Genomic DNA, 23213 nt, shown 5'->3' with positions numbered 1-23213 from the left:
GGGAGCGATCCGTGGAATCCTACGCACTAAAAATTATCCTTGCGCTTTTCCTGCCGGCGGCTCTGGTGGTCCTGTTTACACGGGTGACCTATCATCATGTCGTCGGACTGATTCTGACCGTGGCCCTGATTGCGGCATCCGTTTATGCGGGTTACACGCATACGTGGCTGCTGTACGCGATTGATGCACTCTCGCTCACCGCCGGCTTCTATATTGCCGGCAGGATGCGTGAGCAGGCGAAACATGGGGACCGGGATCCATCATAAAAACGACCTGGCGCACTTTTGCGCCAGGTCGTTTTTATGATATCGGCCATTAATCAGCCGGCAAGCAGGCTGTATACCGCGAGGATGGCAATGGTGCCAAGGACAGTGCCCATGACTCCTCCGCCCCACCAGGCAATAAGCGCGGCGGAAGCGAGTCCGATTACACCAAACAGGAGATCATCGGGCTGGGCATACAGAATAGCCGGAAAGATCAGTGCGCCCAGTACGGCATAAGGAATGTTGCGAAGCACGCCGGATACGGCCGGCGGCAATTCCTTCCCTTCCAGGAAGGTCAGCGGAATGGCACGCGGCAGATAAGTCACGACCGCCATGCCCAAGAGCATCCACCAGTACCAGTTTCCCATCATGCTCCCTCCTTTCGCTCAACCGCACGGCGGATCACATTACCACGGCGCGTGTAGAGGATTTCAACAAAAATCGCGGAAGCGAGCGTCGACACCATGATCGCCCAGCCGGTCGAAAGCAGTCCGGACCAGAAAAAGAAGCCGTTCATCGCGGCCGCTGTCAGTGCGAGCAGGACGACTTTCCTGTTTCCCTTCAGGGAAGGGATAAGAAGCGCGACAAACATGGCGTAAAGCGCGATTGACATCGCTGCCTGCAGGAAAAGCGGCAGGTTGGCTCCGATCACATGCCCGATTCCGCTAAAGATCACCCAGCTTGCATAGGAAAGGATGATGACACCTGCGGCATAGGAAGTCCGGACACGGCCATCGCCGGTGGTGGAGATCACGGAAAAGGTTTCATCGGTGATGCCGAAGGCGTAGACCGCTTTTTTCCATCTGGCATCAGGCTGCATCTTTTCATTGAGCGAAGCCGTCATAAGGAAATGGCGGATGTTCACGATGAACGTATTCAGTACAATCAGAATGGGGTCCACTTTGGCTGCAATCAGACTGAGGGATATGTATTGGGCAGCTCCGGCAAAGACGAAGATGCTCATGGCCACCGTCTCGATCAGGGAAAGACCGGTTGTCTTGGCGAGCAGACCGAACGTCAGCGCCACCGGGAAGTAACCGATTGCGATGGTCAATCCCGCTTTAAGACCGGCGGAAAGGCCTTCTCGTTGCATGAAATCACATCTTTCTTGCATGATTATAATAAGAATTATACTACAAACGTTTCCCGGTGGACGCCTCATTTTGTAGAGTTGCATGAATAGCGTAAAATAAGGGAAATGACACATGAAATCAAGTCGGGGGTAGGACATGGAGAATTGGCTGGATCTTGACACCTTGTTTGAACTGACATCACAGTATCGTGCGCTGGGGCCGCTGCTGGGCTTTCTGCTGCCGTTTATCGAGGCATTTCTCCCGTTTCTGCCTCTTTTCGTGTTTGTCCTTGCGAATGCCAATGCGTACGGATTCTTTTTCGGTTTTCTGATCAGTTGGGGCGGGACAGTTGCAGGGTCTTACACTGTATTTCTCCTTATCCGGAAATACGGGGATGCGAGAGTGTTCAGGTTCCTTACGAAAAGTGAGCGTGTCCGGAAACTGATCCAATGGGTGGAGCGCAACAGCTTCGGGCCGTTATTCGTATTGCTCTGCTTCCCGTTCACTCCGTCTTCGCTTGTGAACCTTGTCGCGGGGCTCTCCAATCTGAAGAAGAAGGTCTATTTGTTCACCCTGATGGCAGGAAAGTTCGTGATGATCGGCATTGCCAGCTTTATCGGGCATGATCTGCGCTCGCTGATCACGCAGCCCGCACGTACCGCAGTGGTCATAATCGTCATCTTCCTGCTGTGGCTGGGCGGAAAGCAGCTCGAAAAATGGCTGGAAAAGCGAGTGGAAAATGACTTTAGGTCCATTCAGGAAGAGCAGACAGCAGCCGGGGAAGAAGAGTCCCGCGAAAAGGAAAGCTGATCGGATGACCGCAACGCCCTGCAGTGATTACATACGAAAGGAACATTTGTTCGTTTTTGTTTCTTCTATTATACTGGAATGACCAAATAGAAAGGGGTGGCTGCAGATGTCATTCAGGCTGATTACCGGCCGTGCCGGTTCAGGGAAAACCACGATGATCCGGAAAGAAATCGCCGCAAAGCTGCAGGAGAATCCGCTCGGTTCGCCGATTTTTGTCGTTGTCCCGGACCAGATGTCTTTCTCCATGGAGAAAAGCCTGTCGACCGAGTTCGGGCTGAAGGGCACGATCCGGGCCCAGGTGGCAACCTTCAAGAGATTGGCCTGGAGAATCCTTCAGGAAACGGGCGGAATCACCCGGACGGAAGTGAACGGCTTCGGCTACCGGATGTTGATCCGAAGCCTGCTCGCGGAAAACCGTGACGAGTTCAAGCTGTTCCGCCAGGCCGCAGATAAGCGTGGATTCACGGAGCAGCTGGAAGAGCTCCTGAAAGAATTCAGCCGTTATTGCCTTGACTGCACAAAGATGACCGATATGCATGAAGAGCTCGAGCAAGCCGGGGCGCCGAGGGCACTGCTGGACAAAGCCGATGACCTCGAGCTGCTCATGAGCAAGATTGAGGAGCGGCTTGGTACCGCCTACGTAGACAGTGAAGGTTATTTGGCGCTCCTCGCTTCCCAGATCCGGCATTCCGGCCTTGTGAAAGATGCGGAGGTGTATGTGGACGGCTTTGTAACGTTCACAACACGGGAGCTGGAAATCGTGGAAGCGCTCATGATGCATGCCAAGCGAGTGACTGTCGTTCTGCCCATGGAGGATCCATACGGCGCGCCGACAGGTTCACAGCTGTTTTTTAATGCGCAGGGAAGCGCCGCCCGGCTGATGGATGCCGCCAAGCGGAATGCGGTGGAGATGGAAGAGGGATTCCACCTCGGAACACCGCGGCGCTTTAAAAGCAAGGCATTGGCCCATCTGGAAGGGGCGTTTGACCGATATCCGGCACCGACCGCCTCTGCCGAAGGCGATGTGGAGCTGATCCGGGCGGCGGATGCCCGTGCGGAAGTCCACGCAGTGGCCAGAAGGATCCGGCAACTGATGATGTCTGGAATGCGCTACCGGGACATGGCGATCCTGTACCGGCAGCCGGAGGTGTACGATGATCTGATCGAGACGGTGTTTCCTCTCTATGACGTGCCCGTCTTCATCAGCCGGAAAAAGCCGATGCTCCACCATCCGCTTATCGAGTTCAGCCGTTCGGTGCTGGAGGCGGTAGCGGAGGGCTGGGAATACGAAGACATCTTCCGGGCAGTGAAGACCGACCTGTTTTTCCCACACGGGGCCGACCCGTCGGAATGGCGGGACCGGGCGGACCGCCTCGAAAATTTCGTGCTGGCAAACGGCATCCGCGGGGAGCGATGGTTCGATGAAAAGCGGTGGCAGGTAAAACGCTACCGCGGCCTGGAGTTCCACCGCAACGTGCAGACAGACGAGGAACTGGCGATGCAGGAAGACATCCACCTGATCCGGGATGCCGTCAGGGAACCGCTCGCCAACCTGGAAGCACGCCTGCGCCGGGGGCGAACGGGCCGGGACATTGCGACAACGCTCTTTACATTCATGGAGGAACTCCATGTATTTGACAAGATCGTCGACCTGAGAAAGAGGGAAGAAGAGGCCGGCCGGCTATTTGAGGCGGCGGAGCACGACCAGGCCTGGAATTCCTGGATTGAAGTGCTGGATCAGTTTGTTCTCATGTTCGGCGACCGGGAGCGTCCGCTTGCAGAGTTCATCCGCATCCTGGATGAAGGATTCGACACGCTCGAGTTTGCCCGCATCCCGCCTTCGATCGACCAGGTGACCGTGACGACCGTCGACATCTCGAGGCTGATGGACATGGAGGCGGTCTTTATCATCGGCGTCAATGATGGCGTATTTCCGAAGCGCATCGACCAGGAAGGCCTCCTGTCAGACCGCGAGCGGGAATGGTTCATGGAGATCGGTTTTGAACTGGCACCGACGACGAAGATGCGTCTTATGGATGAGATGTATATGGCATACCGCGCATTCACGACCGCTTCCTCAAAACTGTTTATTTCTTATCCGGCCTCAGATCCGGAAGGGAAGGCGCTGATTCCTTCGCTTTATCTGAAGCGAATCCTGCAGGTGCTGCCGGATGCCGCGGAGTCGGATGTGCTCAATGACCCCTCGGGCCTGCCGGAGGAGGAAAGCTGGAAAGAGTACATCAGCCACCCAAGGGCGACGCTCCAATACGCATCCGCCCAGCTCCGTCATGCGGAAAGTGACGGAAACCTTTCCGCTCCGTGGAAGACAGCCATCGGTTTCTACCGGAATGATCCATACTGGTCGATGATTTTCGGCAAGGTGTTCCGTCCCACACGCAAAAGGGAGACGGAGCGGCTGGAGCCGGCCGTCACGGCATCACTCTACGGAGAGGAAATCGGTTCAAGCGTATCGCGGGTGGAGTCGTATTTCAGCTGCCCGTTCCAGCATTATGCCAGCTTCGGGCTAAAACTGCGAGAGCGCGGCGAGTTCACGCTGGACCCGCCGGCCCTCGGCGACCTGTTTCATGCCGCGCTGAAGTGGATCTCCGATGAGACCGGCAGGCTGGACAGGCCATGGGGCTCCCTTAGCCGGACAGAATGCCTGACACTCGCAAGGGATGCCGTGGAGTCGATCAGCCCGTACTTCTTTAATCAGATCCTGCTGAGTTCCAGCAGGTATGCCTATATCCAGAGGAAGATTACACGCATCATCCAGAGGACTTTGCTTGGGCTGGCCGGCCAGGCAAAGCATTCCGGATTCAATCCGGTTGCCATCGAGGCGGCATTCGGCCCGGGTGAGAAATTCCCCCCTCTGCGTGTCCCTCTTAAACGGGGCAGGACGATGCAGCTGAGAGGAAGAATTGACCGGGTGGATGCAGCGGAGGTGGACGGCAAGCCGTTTATCCGGGTGGTTGACTACAAGTCATCGGCCAGGGCATTGGACCTCGCAGAAGTGTACTACGGCCTGTCTCTTCAGATGCTGACTTATCTGGACGTCGCGCTCCTGAATTCTGATGAGTTGTTCGGCAGGGAGGCTTTGCCTGCTGGTGTCCTGTACATGCATGTCCACAACCCGATGCTTCGAGCGGATTCCGGTGTGCTGGAGGAGGCGGAGATCGAAGCCGAGGCGATGAAATCGTACCGGATGAAAGGATATGTCCTGGATAATCCGGATGTCGTGCTTGAAATGGACAAAAGCCTGGACGGCTCTTCCGATACACTGCCGGTCCGCATGAACAAAAACGGCACGTTTTCTAAGACATCCAAAGTTCTTGGACCGGAAAGCCTGTCACTCATGCGCTCCTATGTCCGCCGCAAGCACAGGCAGGCGGGTGATTCCATGATTGACGGCGACACCCGTGTGCTTCCGTATCGGATGAAGGACCGGATGCCGTGCCAGACGTGCGCGTATCGGTCGGTCTGCCAGTTCGATCCCGCGGACCCAGCCCAGCGCTATCAGGCGCTGCGGCAGCTGACTCCCGAAGAGACGATCAAACTGATGGAAAAGGAGGTGCAGGAAGATGAAGATTCCGGCGAAACCCGCTGATGCGACGTGGACGGATGCCCAGTGGCAAGCCATTCATGCCACCGGCAGCGACCTTCTCGTCTCAGCCGCTGCCGGTTCCGGCAAGACGGCAGTCCTCATCAACCGCCTGATCGGCAAGGTTACCGATCCCGAAGACCCGATAGATGTTGATGAGCTGCTTGTCGTGACGTTTACCAATGCGGCAGCGGCGGAAATGCGACACAGGATGGCGACGGCCCTCGAAGAGGCAATCGTGAACAATCCGTCTTCCTCGCGTCTCCGGCGTCAGCTGAGCCTTTTAAACAAAGCCCAGATTTCGACGCTCCACTCTTTCTGTATGAACGTCGTCCGCCAGTATGCCTATGTGCTGGACATTGATCCGGGCTTCCGCATCGCGGATACCGCGGAGGCGGCACTGCTGCGGGACGATGTGGTCGGGCGCGTACTCGAGGAAGCATACGGATCGGAAAATCCGGAGCCGGTCTACCGGCTTGCAGATAGCTTTACATCCGACAGGGATGACCAGGCCATCGAAGTGCTGATCGACAAGCTGTACGACTATTCGCGTGTCCATCCGAAACCGGAAGATTGGCTGAGGGACATCCCGCGGCAATACCACCTTGCACAGGATGCGGACATTGACAGCCTGCCGTTTATCGGACCGCTCAAGGAAGCGATCAGCCATCAGCTTGAAGAGGCGGCGTCGATGGCAGCTGAAGTGGGCCGCATTGCCCGCCTGCCGGACGGTCCTGCGCCGCTCGCAGTGACAGCGGAAGAAGACGGTGCCGTCATCGCCTCGCTGCTCGGTATTATGAAAGGCGGCACATGGGAAGAGGCGTATCATGCCTTTTCTGCGCTTAAATGGGCCAAGGCAGTCACCATCCGCAAAGACAGCTGTGACGAGGAGCTGGCAGAACGCGCAAAGAAAAAGCGCAATGATATCAAGAAACTGGTCAACGGCCTTAAGGAAGCCTATTTCGTCAGGACGCCTGCCCGTCTCCTGGAAGAGATGCGGCTCATGGCACCGATGATGGATACGCTGGTCGGCCTGACAATCCGGTTTGGCGATCAGTATGCCGATGTGAAAAAGAACAGGGGAATCGTTGACTTCTCCGACTTGGAGCACCTGGCGCTCGCCATCCTGTCCGAAGAGGAGGACGGCCGGCTCGTGCCTTCCGGGATCGCGAATGACTTCCGGGAACGGTTCAGGGAGGTGCTCGTCGATGAGTATCAAGATACGAACCGCCTTCAGGAGACGATCATCTCGCTCGTCAAAAGCGGAAGAAGCGAGGACGGCAACCTGTTCATGGTTGGTGATGTAAAGCAGTCGATCTACCGCTTCCGCCTTGCCGAGCCGATGCTGTTTCTCAGGAAATACCTCAGTTTCAACGGAGAGGCGGATGGCACGGGCATGAAAATTGACCTGAATGCCAATTTCCGCAGCCGCAGCGAAGTACTGGATGCGACAAACTATGTATTCCGACAGGTCATGGGAGCACGTGTCGGGGAGATCGACTATGATGAAGCCGCGGCACTCAAGCCCGGAGCGCCTTACCCGGGCGAGGGCAGGGCAGCCTCCCTCACAATCCTCCATGGAGAAGAGGAAGAGGACGGGACAGAGGCTGCAGAGCAGGACGAAGAGCTGAAGCAGCCAAGGCTGGAAGCGCGGGCGATCATCCGGGAGATCCGGCAACTCATGGAATCCGGTTCCGAGGTGACCGATCCATGGACAGGAAGCAAACGCCCGCTCCGTTACCGGGATTTTGTCATCCTGATGCGTTCGATGACCTGGTCCGGTGAGATTGCGGAAGAACTGAAGCTCGCGGGAATTCCTGTATATGCCGAAACGTCCGGCGGCTATTTTGATGCCATCGAAGTGATGATCATGCTGAACACGCTCAAGGTCATCGACAATCCATATCAGGATATCCCGTTCGCCTCCGTGCTTCGTGCACCGTTCATCGGGCTTGGCGAAAATGAGCTTGCGAAAATTCGCCTGGCCGCACCCGACGAGCCTTTCTATGAGGCGCTCAAACAGTATGTACGGAACGGTGTATCAGCGGGAATTCCGGCTGGAACGGAAGAAAAGATCCGCCGGTTCTATGTCCACTTTGAGGAATGGCGTGACCTGGCACGAAGGGGGTCCCTCGCAGACCTGATCTGGCAGGTGTACCTGGATACCCACTACTACGAGATGGCCGGCGCCATGCCGAACGGCAAGCAGCGCCAGGCCAACTTGCGCGCCCTGCACGACAGGGCGATCCAGTACGAGCGGACGTCTTTCCGGGGGCTATTCCGGTTCCTCCGCTTCATCGACAGGATGAGGCGGCGCGGTGATGATATGGGAACCGCCAAAGCGGTAGGCGAACAGGATGACGTCGTGCGGATCATGACCATCCATGCGTCCAAGGGGCTGGAGTTTCCGCATGTATTTGTCGCGGGAGTGGGACGGCAGTTCAACAAAATGGACTTTAACCAGCCATATCTGTTCGACCAGCACTTCGGCCTCGCAGTCAAGGCGGTGGATCCGGACAACCGGATCCAGTACACATCGCTGCCGTTTCTTGCAATCAGAGAGAAAAAAGAACTTGAAATGCGGGCGGAAGAAATGCGGGTCCTCTATGTGGCCATGACCCGCGCCAAAGAAGCCCTACACCTGATCGGTTCCGTGAAAGATCCTGAATCGGCGGTCATGAAGTGGCAGGAAGGGCAGCTTTCCGGCGGCGAGCGGCTTCCGGAATACATCCGATCACGTGCAGCGGGCTATCTGGACTGGATCGGCCCAGCCGTGGCACGCCACCGGGCATTTGCCCCTTATGGAGTCGTTCCGGGTGGGAATCTGATCGATGACCGCTCTTCCTGGACCATCGAGTTCCTGGCGCCTTCAGATCTTTCTGCCGGGTATGGGCCGGCTGCAGAGGCAACGGAAGATGTTCATCGGCCCGAGGAGGAGCAGGCAGGCCACGCGGAAGAGGAGGTGCTTGGCCGGCTTAATGCCTCTTACCCGCATGTGGCTTCTGTGCGCAAGCGTTCAAAGCAGTCAGTCAGTGAGGTAAAGCGGATGTGGCTGCTGGAAAACGCGGAAGAGCCGGATCCGTTCATGTCACGCTCGGATGAAATCAGGCCGATGTATATGCACGGCCGTCCGGAGTTCATGCAGGAGAGGACGCTCACGGCCGCCGAGATCGGGACGGCAATGCACACGATCATGCAGCATATCGATCTATCCGGTCCGCAGACTGTCCGGGATGTGCAGAACTTGATCACCGAACTCATCCGGCGAGAACTCATCACGGATGAAGAAGCGCGGGAAGTGGATGCAGCCGCTGTCGCCCGATTTTTCGGGACGCCGCTTTACGAACGCATCCGGAAGTCCGCTGATGTCCGCCGGGAGCTGCCGTTTACCTACGGACTCGATGCGGGGGACGGCGACCGCCAGATCCTGCAAGGGATCGCCGACTGCCTCTTCCGTGAAAAGGACGGCTGGGTCCTGCTTGACTATAAGACCGACAGGACAGGCATGTTCCGGTCGGAAACATCCATCGAAGCCGCGATGACTGAACGCTACGGCGTCCAGCTATCCTTGTATGCCCGCGCGCTCGGGGAAATCCTGAATATTAAAATCAAAGAGAAGCTCCTTTACCTGTTTGACGGGGAACGAGTACTGACCATCCGGGGGGATCATTTTGCCGACACTGAAACCGACCGCATCTTCTGAACGGATCGCGGCGCTGGATTACTTGAGAGGATTTGCTCTGCTCGGCATTTTCGTTGCGAATATGCTATTTTTCCACACACCGTTCGTTTACATCGATCCGTTCACATGGTTCCGGTCGCTCAGCGACGAGGTCTCCCATATGTGGGTGGATATTCTGTTCCAGAGCAGCTTTTATCCGCTTTTTGCGATGCTGTTCGGCTATGGGATGAATATGCAGTATGAAAAGGCCGTAAGTCTCGGAAAGCCGTTCGTTCCGACTGCGGCCAAAAGGATGGGCGTGCTCCTGCTGTTCGGGATCATCCACGCATTCCTGATTTGGCCAGGCGACATCCTGATCACTTATGCACTGATGGGCCTGATCTTCATGTGGCTGATCCGTCTGCCCGCAGCGGCACTGACGGCCATCGGTGCGGTTGTCTATGTTGTGCCGATGGCGGGGCTCGCGCTTCTGACTTTCTTCGTGGAAAAGCTGGACCCGGAAGGAATGATGGGCGCTTATGCGGATATCACCAACATCAACCGATCGATCGAGGCCTATGCCGGCGGGTCGTTTGGCGAAGTAACTGCACAGCGCGCTGCAGACTGGATGTTCATGAATTCGGCTTCTCTCCCGATGGCCATCTTTATGATCCTGCCTCTTTTCATGTTCGGTGCTGCAGCAGGGAAGGCAAAGCTCATTGAGAAAGCATCGGATAATTGGAAAAAGTGGATTCTTCCGGCCGTGCTTTTCACAGCGATCGGACTCACTATCAAATCACTCCCATATTTTTCTGATTTACGTTATACGACACAAGTGGTCCAGGATTCATTAGGGGGTCCGATCCTGACCGTAGGTTATGTGGGGCTGGTCCTGTTGCTCCTGCAGTCCGGACTTGTCCGGAAAGTGTTCCATCCGGTCGCTTCCGCCGGCAGGATGTCACTGACTGTCTACCTGACCCAGTCGATCATCGCGACACTCATCTTTTACTCCTATGGCCTCGGTTATTACGGGAAAGTGTCAGTTTCGCTCGGGACTTGGATGGCCGTGGCTATCTTCGCCATCCAGTGCATCCTGGCGAATCTGTATTTCCAGAAATTCAGGCAGGGTCCTTTCGAGCGTATCTGGCGCAGACTTGTCTACGGAAAATGACGGAATAAAGAGGATTCCACACTTATCTGTCGTAAGTTGAAGAGAGAACAACCAACTCAGTATGGAAAGGATGGCATCAAGATGAAGTTATTGTCGTTCCGGTATGACGGGAAAGAGAGCTTCGGCCCGAAAGTGAAAAAAGAGGAGGCTGTATGGGACCTGGCCGCCATCCATGAGGATTTGGGGGAAAGGGAGCCTTTCCCGGGGCATATCATCGACGGGATCGCGGCAGGCCATGAATTCGTGGAAGGGATCCGCAGGCTCGTAGAACGGGCGGAGACCTCAAGCAATGCGGATTCCTATAAGCGAGGATTTGACACGATTGAGTGGACAGCGCCGATTCCCCGGACACCCAAAAACGTCATCTGCATCGGTAAGAACTATGCTGAGCATGTCAAGGAAATGGGCGGAGACCGTCCACCGGAAAAGCTGGTCGTCTTCACGAAGGCCCCGACGGCAATCGCGGCGGACGAAGAGGAACTGCCTGCCCATGCAGAGACCACGGACAGCCTGGATTACGAAGGTGAACTGGCAATCGTCATCGGCAAGGGCGGACGGAATATCCAAAAGGCGCTCGCCTACGACCATGTTTTTGGATACACGATCGCCAATGACATTACGGCGCGAGACGTCCAGACGGCCCATGTGCAATTCTTCCTCGGGAAAAGCCTGGACAAGTCGTGCCCGATGGGACCTTATCTCGTGACAAAAGATGAGATCCCTGACCCGCAAAACCTTTCTCTTGTCACGAAGGTCAACGGGGAAGTGCGGCAGAACGGCAATACAAAAGACATGATCTTCCCGATCGACGAACTGATCGAGCAAGTTTCGCGCTATGTAACACTTGAGCCGGGCGATGTCATCCTGACAGGCACGCCTTCCGGTGTCGGCAAAGGGATGAATCCTCCGTCCTTTCTCAGAGCGGGCGATACTGTGAAGGTTTCGATCGAGGGCATCGGCACCCTGTCCAATACGTTCGCCTGACCGTCCTGCGTGATTGCCGGTACCCGATTATGGTAGGATAAAAGGGCAATCATAGAAAAAGAGGTGGACTAGTTGGGCATCTTTACGGATACGACACATCTGCACATCTTCACCTGGGTCGTCGCAATCATTTTGTTCCTGGTGGCAGCGGTCATGGCGAAAGGAAGCAAGGGGCGTAAGATCGTTCATATGATCCTCCGTCTCTTCTACATCCTCGTCATCCTCAGCGGGGCCTTCCTGTTCTTCGCATGGTCCAGCTCCGATGCGGCCATGTACGGAGTCAAGTTCCTGCTTGGCGTCGTGACGATCGGATTCATGGAAATGGTGCTTGTCCGTCAGAACAAAGACAAGCCGACCACCGTCTTCTGGGCGCTGTTTTTCATCAGCCTCCTTGTGACGATGTTCATCGGCATGAGCCTGCCGATCGGCATGGACTTCTTCTGACAGGAACAAAAAGCCGGAAACGGGTCTTCGGACCGGTTTCCGGCTTTTTCCTTTTCATTCTGAAGGGCCGGGGAAAAGGAGTGAGACGTTTACGATCTTTATTGAGGCGTTGACGATCTTAGGTGATACGTTGATTAACTCTACTGAAACGTTGACAATCTCGTCAGAAGCGATCATAAACCCGATTGTGAATTCACATTTCCGCCCCATTTCCGGGAGTTTTCATTCATGGATTTTCCGTACGGGTCGCCGCGTACGGTGCGGGATGATAAAATAACGGATGATGGAACAAGGAGTGACGATATAAGTGTTCAAGAAGACAGTTGCCGCACTTGGCGCGGCTTTACTTTTCGGAACCGCCGTAATTCCTGCAGTTGCTGCGGATGAACGGACGATTCACGATGAAAGCATTTATGATACGCTCGTTGACCGGTTTTACAACGGAGCGACAGAGAATGACCAGGGAGCCGATCCCCGTGATAGCCAGGGATTCAACGGCGGGGACTTTGCCGGCCTTCAGGAAAAGTCTGATTATCTCCAGGAAATGGGCTTCACCTCGGTCTCGATCGGCCCCATTTTCGAAACAGTGACCTATGACGGCCGTGCAGTTCTGAGCTACGAAGCGATCGAGGACCGTTTCGGAACGGAAGACGAACTGAGCGATATGCTGTCTGCCTATCATGAGAAGGACATGTCAGTTTATGCAGACTTCCCGCTGGGCGGTGTGAGTCCTGATCACGAGTGGACCGCAGAACATGAAGGTTGGGCCATCCCTTCCGATGACGGAGAAACGGTCAACTGGGACCTTGGCAACGAGGAAGTCCGGGAAGCACTAATCGATGCGGCCGTCTCGTTTGCGGCGGAAACCGGTCTCGATGGCATCCGGCTGACAAGCTTTGGTGAGGCAGATCCGGCGTTTCTGAACCGGATGATCGATGCTCTGAAAAAAGAAGCGCCTTCGATCACCGTGTTTTCGGTCGCACCTTCCGAAGCTGATTTTGATCTGGTGTATGACCCGGATGTGATGGAGGCTCTCCGTGCGGCATTTGTCGAGATGGATCCGGATTCTGCTACTTTGGACAAGGTTGAAAATACGGATCCTCCGTCGATGATGTTCTTCGACACCCTGAACACCACGAGATTCACGACGGAAATGGTGGAACGGAGGATGTTCCCGCCGACACGCTGGAACATCGCAGCAACGGCGCTCTTCACTCTGCCTGGCGTGCCGGTCATGACTTACGGTACTGAAATTGCAGTGGCGGGCAAGGAAGCGCCAGTTACACATCCGCTCCACAATTTCAAGACGGATGAGGAGCTCAAGGACCACATCACTGATGTGAACGGCCTGCGGAACCAATCGGAGACACTCCGTACCGGAGACTTCAAACTTCTCCACAATGAAGACGGGCTGATCGTTTATAAACGATTCAGTGATGAGGAGACGTGGGTTGTCGTTCTCAACAATACGAGCGAGACACAGCGCATCGACCTGTCCCAAGAGGAAATCGGCGAAGGCAAGCGGCTGCGTGCCCTGATGGATGATAATCTGGTCAGTCAGGCGGACAGCGGTGAATACCGGGTCGTGCTCGACAGGGAAGAGGCGGACCTATTCATTGTCGAGGAAGATACCGGGCTCAATATCCCGTATATCATTGCAGCTATCCTCGTCTACGTGACATTCATCGGATTCATCTACATGGTCTGGAGAAAAGGGAAGCAGCGTGCAAAAGACGAGCAGGCTGCACGGGCAAAAAAATAAATTTATAGGAACAGGCCTCCATCCGGAAAAGGATGGAGGCCTGTTCGATGTGGAAATAAAATTCAGGACCGCATTGCCCGGTATCCGAGCATGTTGACCGGATCTTTCGGGGATCCGTATGGCGGGGCATACGCCGTCTCTATGGCCGAAAGATCATCAACGGTGAGTCCGCCCCGGATCGCAGTGGCGATCACGTCGATGCGCTTGTCCGCGCCTTTTTCTCCGACCGCCTGCGCACCATAAATGGCGCGGGTGTCGGGATCATAATGGACTTTCAGGACAAGTTTTCCGCTGTCGGGATAGTATCCGGCATTTGACCGGCTCTTGTGGATAACCGTTTTGTAGGCCATCCCTTCTTTTTTCAGCATTTTCTCTGTCATGCCGGTCATGCCGGCGGTGAGGGAAAAGAGTTTCGTGATCGATGTGCCAAGCATCCCGTCCATCTCCGTGTCTCCTCCGGCAAGGTGGTTTGCGACGATGAATGCGGCCCGGTGTGCAGGCCATGAAAGCGGAACCCGCTTGGGCTTTCCAGTAAACCAGTCCTTGACTTCGGCAGCATCCCCGATCGCATAGATATCCGGATCGTTCGTCCTCATAAACGGGTCCGTCGCAATCCCTCCGGTCGGTCCGATCTCAATGCCGGCTTCTTTGGCAAGCAGTGTGTTGGGCTCCAGGCCGACAGCAGTCGCGATGAAATCAGCTTCCAGTTCGGTGCCGTCATCGAGGGTGATCCTCCTGCCGTCGATCATTTTCAGCTCCCGTCCGAGATGGAGCCGGACACCGTTCCGCTCCATCTCTTCTGCGAGCAGATCCGACATATCTTCGTCCCCGATCGGCATGACATGGTCATTATGTTCGACAAGGGCAGTCTCGATGCCGCGGTGCCGGAAGTTCTCCGCCAGTTCCACACCGATGAAACCGCCGCCGATCACCAGGCAGGAGGCAGGCTTCTGTTCATCAAGGAATGACTTGAACTGCCCAAGATCGCCGAAGTGACGGAGTGTAAACATTGGAATGTCCGGTTTTCCCGGAACGGCCGGCTTCCGGGCACGCCCACCGGGAGAAAGCACGAGCTTATCATAAGGCAGCTCATCAGTTTGACCCGTCTCCAAATTGCAGATGTGGACTTTCTTGGTTGCGCGATCGATTTTCGTCGCTTCATGAAGTAGACGCACATCGATCGATTTCTTCTCACTGAATCCTTCAGGTGTCGCATGGACAAGGTCTTCCTCGCTATCGATCAGCCCGCCAAGCACATACGGCATTCCGCATGTGCCGAAGCCGAGCTCCGAGTCCTTTCCGATCAGGGTGATGTCGGCATCCGACAAAAAGTGGCGGATCTGAGAAGAAACGGTCGCCCCTCCGGCGACCGCCCCGATGACGACGATTTTCATCCAATCATCCTTTCTGGCTGTTAAGCTTCCGGCCCAAGGAAAAACAAGGCAATGCAACCCGGACCGGTATGGGCACCGATCGCGGAGCCGATCTGGTAGATGCCGACCGACGCCGGCTTGTGGGAATCCTCGATCATCCCCTTCAGAGTGAGAGCCGCTTCCTCGTCATCTCCGTGGCTGATGGCCACGTGCTGGCCGGAAAAGCTGCTGCCCCGTTCTTCCATAAGGCCAACCATGCGCTGGAACACTTTTTTGCGTCCCCGGTACTTTTCAATAGGGACCAGCTTGCCGTCCTCGACATGGAGGAGCGGCTTGATATTCAGCAGGCCGCCGATAAAGGCGCTCGCCTTGGACACCCTGCCGCCTTTGGCGAGGTAGTCGAGGTCTTCCACGGTGAACAGAGAGACGACTCGGTCCACCAGGATGCGTAAAGCTGCAGCGATTTCATCACGGCTCTTGCCGGCATCCCGAAGGCGGGCGGCTTCCTGGACGATCAGTCCCTGCCCCAGGGAAGCACCTTTTGTGTCGATGATCACAATGTCAAGTTCCGGATGGTCTTCTTTGACCTGGTCACGGATCACCACACCCGTGCTGTATGTACCGGAAAGTTCGGAGGAAAAGGCAATGTAGAGCCCTTCTTCACCGGACTCCGCCAGTTCGTTCCATTTCCTCGTGAACAGCTCCGGTGATACCTGGGAAGTTTTTGGGCGTTCCCCGTTCCGGATTCTCCGGAAAATGGTGGTGGAATCGATTTCCGAAATATCGTCGTATGAGTCACCGCCAATCTCCACGCGGAGGGGGAGGAGGGTCACGTCATGTTCCTCAAAAAATGAGAGCGGCAGGTCGGATCCGCTGTCTGTGAACAGTTTCATCATTCGTCCTCCTTAAGTATTGCTTTCCAGTTTCAGTTTTAGCCGCTCTTCAAGTACGGCGGCAATGCCGTCCTCGTTATTAGTCCCGGTCACTTCATCGGCGATTGACTTCAGTCCGTTGATGGCGTTGCCCATCGCAACGCCGGTGCCGGCATATTCGATCATTTCATAATCGTTGTCCTCATCACCGAAAGCGATGATCCGCTCCTGCGGAATATCTAGCCATCCGGCAACTTTCGAAATTCCGACCGCCTTGTTCAGGCCATGCCGGATCACTTCGATGACATGCCACGGAGCTCCCCAGCGGCGGTGGTCGATGACTTCCGCATGCACATCGGCCAGATGCTGCCTGATTTTGTCCTGATCTTCCTGCTCGGGATGGATCAGAAGGCTTGTCGGATTGTCCTTGAGATAGGAACGGAGGTCGCCGACCGTCACCGACGGCTCGCCCATCGTGAAGATGTTCATCAGTTTTTCATCATGGCGGTGGATATAGACATCATCCATCACTTCCGCAACGACGTTGTGCACGTTAAAGTCCTGGAGGGCCTCAACGACTTCGCCGACAACCGGCAGGCTGATCGGTTCATGGAACGGCTTCCAGCTCCGATCCGCAGGATGGTGGACAAATGCTCCATTAAAATTGACGATCGGGACATCCAGGTTCAGCTGCCTATAATAAGGCTCGCTGGCGCGATATGGCCGCCCGGTGGCGATCATCACCTGATGGCCGGCCTGTCTTGCAGCTCGCAGAGTTTGCTCCGTTTTATCGGATATTACTTTTTCATCTGTAAGCAGCGTGCCGTCCAAATCAAGTACGATAAGGTGCTGTTTCATATTCGTTCTCCCCCTTCAAGATTGAGTGTAGACCGCAATGGGAGGCCAAGTCAAAAATAGCCCCCGGGAAGGGCTGCCGTTCCGGTTTAGTTTTCCTGTTCTGTCTGATACGATAAAAAGAAAAAAATAGGAAGTGCTGCACATGGAAATCAGAGAAGAACGGTGGGCGGGCATACCGCTCCTGCATATATACCCCGAAACAGGCGGGGAATCCTCCCCGGTTGTTATATTCCTTCATGGCTTTACAAGTGCCAAGGAACACAATCTGCATTATGCATACAATATGGCCAAGCAGGGACTCCGTGTCATTCTTCCGGAAGCTCATCTGCACGGCGAGAGGGAAGAAGGGCTTGATGAGGTCCAGCTGAGCCTAAGGTTCTGGGAAATCGTCCTGACAAGCATCGAAGAAGTCGGCATACTTAAGGAAGAGATCGGCCGCCGCTACCCGAAGGCGGGGAAAATCGGAGTCGCCGGAACGTCGATGGGCGGCATCGAGACTCTCGGCTGCCTGAAGGTCTATGACTGGATTGATTGCGCGGCTGTCATGATGGGCACGCCGGGATATGTCAGCCTGGCGAAAGCCCAGATGGCGCAATACGAAGCGAAAGGCTTTGAAATTCCGCTGACGCCGGATGAGCGGCGCGGCCTTCTGGAGACACTCGGCAAGTTCGACCTGACAAAAGACCGCAAACCGCTTGCCGGCAGGCCGGTCTATTTCTGGCATGGCGAAATGGACGAGACCGTCCCGTTCAAGCCGACCAGGAATTTTGTCGAGGCGCTGCGGGAAGACTACCGGGAGGCACCGGAGAGGCTGAAAACCCGCTACGAGCGCCAGGCGGGACATGCGGTCTCCAGGACGGGCATGCTGGAATGCGCGGACTGGCTTGCAACCTATTTGAATGATGTCGCCACGGTCTGATATGATGGAGTCAGCAAAGAACGGAAGGGGAATGATGATGGATCAGGAGATGAAAGACAGCCTCATGGGTGCGCTCGAGAACGTGATCGACCCCGAGCTTGGCATTGACATAGTGAACCTGGGCCTTGTCTACGATGTGGATATGGATGAAGCCGGCAAAGTGGATGTCACGATGACGCTTACGTCGCTGGGATGCCCGATGGGCCCGATGATCGTTGATAACGTCAAACGTGAACTGGCCGAACTGCCTGAGGTCAAGGAAACAGAAGTTAACATCATCTGGAGCCCGCCATGGTCGAAGGACATGATGTCCCGCTACGCGAAAATCGCGCTTGGTGTACGTTAATAGAATTACCCAGCCGCACGTGCCTAAAAGGGTCAACGTGCGGTTTTTTCGTTTCGCTTTAATGTTCCGGGGGAATACTTTATAATGAATATAGTCAAATAAGGTCAAAGTCAGTATAGATCAATTCAGGGTTTGGGGGCGAATCAACAATGCAGATGAACATGCAGCAGGACGATCAGCGCAGCCCGTTGGAGAAGTTCGGGCGAAATCTGATCGATGATGTAAAGGCCGGAAAGATGGATCCGATCATTGGCCGTGACCAGGAAATCCGCGACGTGGTCAGGATCCTCTCAAGAAAGACGAAAAACAATCCCGTTCTCATCGGGGAGCCGGGTGTCGGGAAAACGGCGATTGTCGAGGGGCTGGCACAGAGAATCGTCAAGAAAGATGTGCCGGAAGGGCTTAAGGACAGGAATCTGTATGAACTGGATATGAGCGCATTGATTGCCGGTGCAAAATACCGTGGTGAGTTCGAGGAGAGGATGAAGGCTGTTCTTCAACAGGTAAAAGACAGCGACGGCCAGATCATCCTGTTTATCGACGAGCTCCATACGATTGTCGGCGCGGGACGTACGGAAGGATCAATGGATGCGGGAAATATGCTGAAGCCGATGCTGGCCAGGGGCGAACTGCATCTGATCGGCGCGACGACACTGGACGAGTACCGTCTGTATATCGAAAAGGATGCCGCGCTGGAACGCCGTTTCCAGCAAGTGCTCGTGCAGGAACCTGATGTGGAAGATACGATTTCAATCCTGCGGGGCCTAAAAGAGCGCTTCGAGCTTCACCATGGTGTCCGCATCCATGACCGCGCCCTGGTCGCTGCCGCATCGCTGTCCGACCGGTACATTACCGAGCGCTTTCTCCCGGACAAGGCGATCGACCTTGTCGATGAGGCAAGTGCGCTCATCCGTACCGAGATTGATTCGATGCCACAGGAGCTGGATGAAGTGACACGGCGCATCATGCAGCTGGAGATCGAAGAGCAGGCCCTCATGATGGAAAAGGATGACCGGAGCAAGGCCCGCTTGGAAGACATCCGTTCAGAGCTGCACGAACTGAGGACATCCACAGAAGATATGCGTGAGCAGTGGGAACGGGAGAAAGAAGCGATCCGCACCGTCCAGGCGAAGCGTGAGGAACTGGACCGCTACCGGCGCGAGCTGGAAGACGCGGAAAACCGCTATGACCTTAACCGGGCGGCGGAGCTCCGTCACGGCCGCATTCCTCAGGCCGAGAAGGAACTGCATGAACTGGAGGCGCCGCTGACCGCTTCCGAGAACCGCCTTCTCCGCGAGGAAGTGACCGAAGAAGAGATTGCGGACATCGTCGCACGCTGGACGGGCATTCCGGTCTCGAAACTTGTGGAAGGGGAGCGGGAAAAGCTGCTCCGCCTGGACGAGACGCTGGAACAGCGGGTCATCGGGCAGGATGACGCTGTCCGCCTTGTGACCGAGGCGATCTGGCGGGCAAGGGCGGGCATCAAGGACCCGCACAGGCCGATCGGATCGTTCCTCTTCCTGGGACCGACCGGAGTCGGGAAGACCGAACTTGCCAAGACGATCGCGGCGACGCTGTTTGATTCGGAGGATCACTTTATCCGCATCGATATGTCGGAGTATATGGAGAAGCACTCTGTCTCCCGGCTAGTCGGCGCGCCCCCGGGATATGTGGGCTTTGAAGAAGGCGGACAGCTGACCGAGGCCGTTCGGCGCAACCCTTATGCCGTCGTGCTGCTCGACGAGATCGAGAAGGCCCATCCGGATGTCTCGAACATCCTGCTCCAGGCATTGGATGACGGGCGCATTACCGACAGCCAGGGAAGAAATGTGGACTTCACTAACACAATCATCATCATGACATCGAACATCGGCTCCTCGCTCCTCCTCCAGATGGAGGGGATCGAAGACCATGCGATCGAGGACGTTGTGATGGCTGAGCTGAAAAAACACTTTAAGCCGGAGCTGATCAACCGGATGGATGATATCGTCATCTTCAACTCACTTAAGGCTGACGACTTCCTGAAAATCGCAATGAAGATGATGCGCGATCTGGCCGGCCGTGTCGCAACTCAGGGTATCCGGCTTGAGTTCGGGGAAGGCATCGCCGAATGGATCGTTGAAGAAGGGACCGATGCTGAATTCGGCGCCCGCCCGCTTAAGCGATTTATCCAGCGCCATGTCGAGACCGCCGTCGCGCATGGGCTGATCCGGGGAGGCTTCCGGGAAGGCGATACGATCCGCGCAGTGCTTGAAGACGGCAAGGTGCAAATTGAAAAGGCATAAACACCCAACAAAAAACCGTTCCACCCAATGAGGGGGAACGGTTTTTCCGGTTTCATTCGTAGTCCGGCAGCGTCTCTTCCGGAAGAACGGCCGACATCATGAAGAGCATGACCGCGAAAACGACAGAAACGATGGCTCCAAGACCGAAATCGAATGGAACCGCATTGACGGAGCTGACAACATAATTCAGGGTCGTAATGAGAAGGAACGACCAGACAAACGTCATGATAAATTGCATAAGGTTTCACCTCTGAACGGAAATATCCGAACTCATCATACCATAGCGGACAGAGAATGCAAAAGCGGATGAAGACACATTTTTCACCAAAAACAGTCATGCGCAGCAAGTTGTCAAAGAACGTTCATGTATGTTAAATTGATACCAGGTACTAATAGAAGATGATGAGAAAAGGGGATGCAATATGGGCGTCGGCATGATCGGAATCGGGAAGTATGTCCCGGAACAGGTGGTCACAAATGCAGATCTGGAGAAACGCCTGGATACATCTGATGAATGGATCCGCACACGTACAGGCATAGAGGAAAGAAGAATTGCTCCAGAAAGTGAAGACACTTCAGAGCTCGCTTTCCGTGCCGCCGAAGCTGCGATGAAGGACGCCGGAATTACGGCTGAGCAGCTTGGCCTTATCATCGTGGCGACGGTCACGCCGGACAGGCCTTTCCCGAGCGTGGCCACTCAGATCCAGGAGCGCCTCGGTGCAAAAAATGCCGGTGCGATGGATCAGTCAGCGGCATGTGCCGGATTTATGTACAGCGTCGTGACCGCACAGCAATTCGTCGAAAACGGATGCTATGACTATATTCTCGTCGTCGGTGTGGAAAAGCTCTCGAAAATCACCGATTGGGAAGACCGCAATACTGCTGTCTTGTTCGGAGACGGAGCAGGCGCCGCCGTCATCGGGAAGGTTGGAGAAGACCGCGGGATCCTGTCATTTGAACTCGGAGCTGATGGCTCTGGAGGAAAACACCTTTACCAGGATAAAAACATCAAGATGAATGGCAGGGAAGTGTTTAAATTCGCAGTCCGCCAAATGGGCGACTCCGCGGTATCGGTCCTCGACAAAGCCGGTCTGACCAAAGAAGACGCTGATTATCTGATTCCGCACCAGGCCAATATCCGGATCATGGAAGCCGCGCGGGAACGCCTTGGCTTGCCGCCGGAAAAGATGTCCAAGCGGATCCACAAATACGGCAACACCTCTTCCGCATCCATCCCGATCGCTCTTTGTGATGAAGTCGGCGCAGGGAATGTCAAAGATGATGATGTCATCGTCCTTGTCGGATTCGGGGGCGGCCTTACATGGGGTGCGCTCGCGATCCGCTGGGGACGCTGAGAAAGACAAAGCAGCATTATAACAACACCACATATATCAAACCATTCATACAGAAGGAAGGGAAAATGAGATGAACAAGCGACGAGTCGTAGTAACAGGCCTAGGAGCGGTCAGCCCGCTGGGCAATGACGCCAAGAGCACTTGGCAGGGAGTCAAAGAAGGGAAATCAGGCATCGGCATGATGACCCGTCTGGACAGGGAGCAGTTCCCTGCTAAGGTTGCTGCTGAAGTTAAGGACTTTGACATTGAACAATACGTCCCGAAAAAAGAGGCGCGCAAAATGGACCGTTTCACCCATTATGCGCTTGCTGCAGCATTTGAGGCGATGGAGGATGCGGGACTGCCACGCCGTCTGGAAGAGGAAGATGCCCTCCGGACAGGTGTTTGGATCGGCTCGGGCATTGGCGGCATGGAGACGCATGAGCAACAGTTCAAGACGTTCCAGGAGCGCGGTTACCGGCGGGTTAGCCCGTTCTTCGTTCCGATGATGATTCCGGATATGGCTGCAGGACAGGTTTCGATCTATACCAACGCCAAAGGAATCAATTCATGTACAGTGACGGCATGCGCATCCGGTGCCAACTCGATCGGCGACGCTTTCGAGGCGATTCTCCGCGGCGACGCGGACATGATGATCACGGGAGGGGCCGAGGCCCCGATTACAACGATGGCGGTGGCGGGATTCTGTGCAAACACCGCACTCTCGACCAATCCGGACCCTGAAACGGCATCCCGTCCTTTTGACGCGGACCGTGATGGTTTTGTAATCGGAGAGGGTGCAGGCATCCTTATCCTCGAAGAGTATGAACGTGCAAAAGCACGCGGAGCGAAAATCTATGCCGAAGTTGTAGGTTACGGCTCGACCGGTGACGCACACCATATCACGGCCCCGGCTCCGGAGGGAGAAGGCGCGGCCCGTGCGATGACACAGGCGATTGAGAAGGCCGGCATCAGCCCGGATGAAGTCAACTATATCAATGCCCATGGGACAAGCACGCCATATAACGACCAATTTGAGACCCAGGCCGTCAAATCTGTCTTTGGGGAGCACGCCTACAACCTGGCAATGAGCTCCACGAAATCCATGACAGGGCATCTGCTCGGCGCAGCTGGCGGTGTGGAAGCGGTATTTACCGCACTGGCCCTTCACGAAGGCATCTTACCGCCGACCACAAACTATAAAACCCCTGATCCGGAATGCGACTTGGATTATGTCACGGACGGAGCAAGAAAGCAGGACATCCGGTATGCCATGAGCAACTCTCTCGGCTTCGGAGGTCACAACGTTTCACTCCTTTTCAAAAAAGCGGAATAAGAAAATAGATGCAAAGCCCTGATTTCCAATTGTGGAGACCAGGGCTTTTTTACGGGAAATACGATTCAAATATAATAGGTGATTAGTATGATATTAATAAATTATTCAAAAATAACTATTC

The 23213-nt window shown here is 55.3% G+C and carries 19 protein-coding genes; 13 read left to right on the top strand and 6 right to left on the bottom strand.

Annotated features, from left to right (window positions below):
* The first annotated feature begins 11 nt into the window (after window positions 1–11).
* Entirely contained in the window at window positions 12–266 is a 255-nt protein-coding gene (locus tag BMX91_RS11385) for a CsbA family protein (RefSeq protein WP_245744417.1), read from the top strand.
* 53 nt (window positions 267–319) lie between these two features.
* On the opposite strand, the gene BMX91_RS11380 is transcribed toward BMX91_RS11385, so the two are convergent.
* Window positions 320–631 carry an AzlD domain-containing protein gene (locus tag BMX91_RS11380; protein ID WP_092054212.1) on the bottom strand — a complete coding sequence of 104 codons (312 nt, stop codon included), beginning with the start codon at window positions 629–631 and terminating at the stop codon, window positions 320–322.
* The gene (locus BMX91_RS11375; RefSeq protein WP_092054208.1) at window positions 631–1356 is read right to left on the bottom strand and encodes an AzlC family ABC transporter permease; all 726 of its coding nucleotides are present in this window, start codon (window positions 1354–1356) and stop codon (window positions 631–633) included. The genes BMX91_RS11380 and BMX91_RS11375 overlap by 1 nt, the downstream gene beginning before the upstream one ends.
* 136 nt (window positions 1357–1492) lie before the next feature.
* On the opposite strand from BMX91_RS11375, the gene BMX91_RS11370 reads away from it, so the two are divergent.
* The 7 genes from BMX91_RS11370 (at window position 1493) to BMX91_RS11340 (ending at window position 13769) form a co-directional block, all read left to right on the top strand.
* Window positions 1493–2146 (top strand): TVP38/TMEM64 family protein, encoded by a 654-nt coding sequence (locus BMX91_RS11370; protein ID WP_092054203.1) that lies wholly within the window; start codon window positions 1493–1495, stop codon window positions 2144–2146.
* Between the two features lie 106 nt (window positions 2147–2252).
* Window positions 2253–5753 carry a helicase-exonuclease AddAB subunit AddB gene (gene addB / locus BMX91_RS11365; RefSeq protein ID WP_092054199.1) on the top strand — a complete coding sequence of 1167 codons (3501 nt, stop codon included), beginning with the start codon at window positions 2253–2255 and terminating at the stop codon, window positions 5751–5753.
* The gene (addA, locus tag BMX91_RS11360) at window positions 5728–9450 is read left to right on the top strand and encodes a helicase-exonuclease AddAB subunit AddA (protein WP_092054195.1); all 3723 of its coding nucleotides are present in this window, start codon (window positions 5728–5730) and stop codon (window positions 9448–9450) included. Before addB ends, addA begins: the two co-directional genes overlap by 26 nt.
* Entirely contained in the window at window positions 9419–10579 is a 1161-nt protein-coding gene (locus BMX91_RS11355; protein ID WP_092054191.1) for a DUF418 domain-containing protein, read from the top strand. The genes addA and BMX91_RS11355 overlap by 32 nt, the downstream gene beginning before the upstream one ends.
* 81 nt (window positions 10580–10660) lie before the next feature.
* Window positions 10661–11563: a fumarylacetoacetate hydrolase family protein gene (locus BMX91_RS11350; protein ID WP_092054187.1), complete on the top strand. Its 903-nt coding sequence runs from the start codon at window positions 10661–10663 to the stop codon at window positions 11561–11563.
* 72 nt (window positions 11564–11635) lie between these two features.
* A complete protein-coding gene (locus tag BMX91_RS11345) occupies window positions 11636–12007 on the top strand; it encodes a YisL family protein (protein WP_092054184.1) in 372 nt (123 codons plus the stop codon).
* A 307-nt stretch (window positions 12008–12314) separates the two neighbouring features.
* Entirely contained in the window at window positions 12315–13769 is a 1455-nt protein-coding gene (locus BMX91_RS11340; protein ID WP_092054180.1) for an alpha-amylase family glycosyl hydrolase, read from the top strand.
* A gap of 62 nt (window positions 13770–13831) precedes the next feature.
* On the opposite strand, the gene BMX91_RS11335 is transcribed toward BMX91_RS11340, so the two are convergent.
* Genes BMX91_RS11335 through BMX91_RS11325 form a run of 3 tightly spaced genes read right to left on the bottom strand, consistent with a single transcriptional unit; the run spans window position 13832 to window position 16872 of the window.
* Window positions 13832–15163, bottom strand: a complete 1332-nt coding sequence (locus BMX91_RS11335; protein WP_092054176.1) for a CoA-disulfide reductase — start codon at window positions 15161–15163, stop codon at window positions 13832–13834.
* Between the two features lie 20 nt (window positions 15164–15183).
* The gene (locus tag BMX91_RS11330; protein WP_092054172.1) at window positions 15184–16035 is read right to left on the bottom strand and encodes a DegV family protein; all 852 of its coding nucleotides are present in this window, start codon (window positions 16033–16035) and stop codon (window positions 15184–15186) included.
* Window positions 16036–16047: 12 nt separating this feature from the next.
* The gene (locus tag BMX91_RS11325; protein ID WP_092054168.1) at window positions 16048–16872 is read right to left on the bottom strand and encodes a Cof-type HAD-IIB family hydrolase; all 825 of its coding nucleotides are present in this window, start codon (window positions 16870–16872) and stop codon (window positions 16048–16050) included.
* 142 nt (window positions 16873–17014) lie between these two features.
* Between BMX91_RS11325 and BMX91_RS11320 the strand changes: the two genes are divergently transcribed.
* The 3 genes from BMX91_RS11320 to BMX91_RS11310 all read left to right on the top strand — a co-directional run bounded on the left by BMX91_RS11320 (window position 17015) and on the right by BMX91_RS11310 (window position 20422).
* On the top strand, window positions 17015–17791 hold the full coding sequence (locus tag BMX91_RS11320) for a prolyl oligopeptidase family serine peptidase (protein ID WP_092054164.1): 777 nt from the start codon (window positions 17015–17017) through the stop codon (window positions 17789–17791).
* 37 nt (window positions 17792–17828) lie between these two features.
* The gene (locus tag BMX91_RS11315; protein ID WP_092054159.1) at window positions 17829–18137 is read left to right on the top strand and encodes a metal-sulfur cluster assembly factor; all 309 of its coding nucleotides are present in this window, start codon (window positions 17829–17831) and stop codon (window positions 18135–18137) included.
* A 155-nt stretch (window positions 18138–18292) separates the two neighbouring features.
* Window positions 18293–20422, top strand: a complete 2130-nt coding sequence (locus BMX91_RS11310; protein WP_092054677.1) for an ATP-dependent Clp protease ATP-binding subunit — start codon at window positions 18293–18295, stop codon at window positions 20420–20422.
* 52 nt (window positions 20423–20474) lie between these two features.
* Here BMX91_RS11310 and BMX91_RS11305 read toward each other — a convergent pair whose 3' ends face one another.
* Window positions 20475–20660 carry a DUF2929 family protein gene (locus BMX91_RS11305; RefSeq protein ID WP_092054156.1) on the bottom strand — a complete coding sequence of 62 codons (186 nt, stop codon included), beginning with the start codon at window positions 20658–20660 and terminating at the stop codon, window positions 20475–20477.
* A gap of 184 nt (window positions 20661–20844) precedes the next feature.
* On the opposite strand from BMX91_RS11305, the gene BMX91_RS11300 reads away from it, so the two are divergent.
* Window positions 20845–21777: a beta-ketoacyl-ACP synthase III gene (locus BMX91_RS11300; RefSeq protein WP_092054153.1), complete on the top strand. Its 933-nt coding sequence runs from the start codon at window positions 20845–20847 to the stop codon at window positions 21775–21777.
* A gap of 70 nt (window positions 21778–21847) precedes the next feature.
* On the top strand, window positions 21848–23092 hold the full coding sequence (gene fabF, locus BMX91_RS11295; RefSeq protein WP_092054149.1) for a beta-ketoacyl-ACP synthase II: 1245 nt from the start codon (window positions 21848–21850) through the stop codon (window positions 23090–23092).
* Window positions 23093–23213: the final 121 nt, after the last annotated feature.

Origin of the sequence: Bhargavaea ginsengi (assembly GCF_900109165.1) — a bacterium.
GTDB classification, from domain to species: domain Bacteria; phylum Bacillota; class Bacilli; order Bacillales_A; family Planococcaceae; genus Bhargavaea; species Bhargavaea ginsengi.
This window is presented reverse-complemented; position numbering and strand designations above follow the sequence as displayed.

Bases quoted from the DNA above. Each gene is read 5' to 3' on its own strand.
- fabF (WP_092054149.1), top strand. From the start codon at position 21,848: ATGAACAAGCGACGAGTCGTAGTAACAGGCCTAGGAGCGGTCAGCCCG.
- BMX91_RS11305 (WP_092054156.1), bottom strand. From the start codon at position 20,660: ATGCAATTTATCATGACGTTTGTCTGGTCGTTCCTTCTCATTACGACC.
- BMX91_RS11325 (WP_092054168.1), bottom strand. From the start codon at position 16,872: ATGAAACAGCACCTTATCGTACTTGATTTGGACGGCACGCTGCTTACA.
- BMX91_RS11350 (WP_092054187.1), top strand. From the start codon at position 10,661: ATGAAGTTATTGTCGTTCCGGTATGACGGGAAAGAGAGCTTCGGCCCG.
- BMX91_RS11330 (WP_092054172.1), bottom strand. From the start codon at position 16,035: ATGAAACTGTTCACAGACAGCGGATCCGACCTGCCGCTCTCATTTTTT.
- BMX91_RS11300 (WP_092054153.1), top strand. From the start codon at position 20,845: ATGGGCGTCGGCATGATCGGAATCGGGAAGTATGTCCCGGAACAGGTG.
- BMX91_RS11380 (WP_092054212.1), bottom strand. From the start codon at position 631: ATGGGAAACTGGTACTGGTGGATGCTCTTGGGCATGGCGGTCGTGACT.
- BMX91_RS11370 (WP_092054203.1), top strand. From the start codon at position 1,493: ATGGAGAATTGGCTGGATCTTGACACCTTGTTTGAACTGACATCACAG.
- BMX91_RS11320 (WP_092054164.1), top strand. From the start codon at position 17,015: ATGGAAATCAGAGAAGAACGGTGGGCGGGCATACCGCTCCTGCATATA.
- BMX91_RS11310 (WP_092054677.1), top strand. From the start codon at position 18,293: ATGAACATGCAGCAGGACGATCAGCGCAGCCCGTTGGAGAAGTTCGGG.
- BMX91_RS11375 (WP_092054208.1), bottom strand. From the start codon at position 1,356: ATGCAACGAGAAGGCCTTTCCGCCGGTCTTAAAGCGGGATTGACCATC.
- BMX91_RS11315 (WP_092054159.1), top strand. From the start codon at position 17,829: ATGGATCAGGAGATGAAAGACAGCCTCATGGGTGCGCTCGAGAACGTG.
- BMX91_RS11335 (WP_092054176.1), bottom strand. From the start codon at position 15,163: ATGAAAATCGTCGTCATCGGGGCGGTCGCCGGAGGGGCGACCGTTTCT.
- addB (WP_092054199.1), top strand. From the start codon at position 2,253: ATGTCATTCAGGCTGATTACCGGCCGTGCCGGTTCAGGGAAAACCACG.
- addA (WP_092054195.1), top strand. From the start codon at position 5,728: ATGAAGATTCCGGCGAAACCCGCTGATGCGACGTGGACGGATGCCCAG.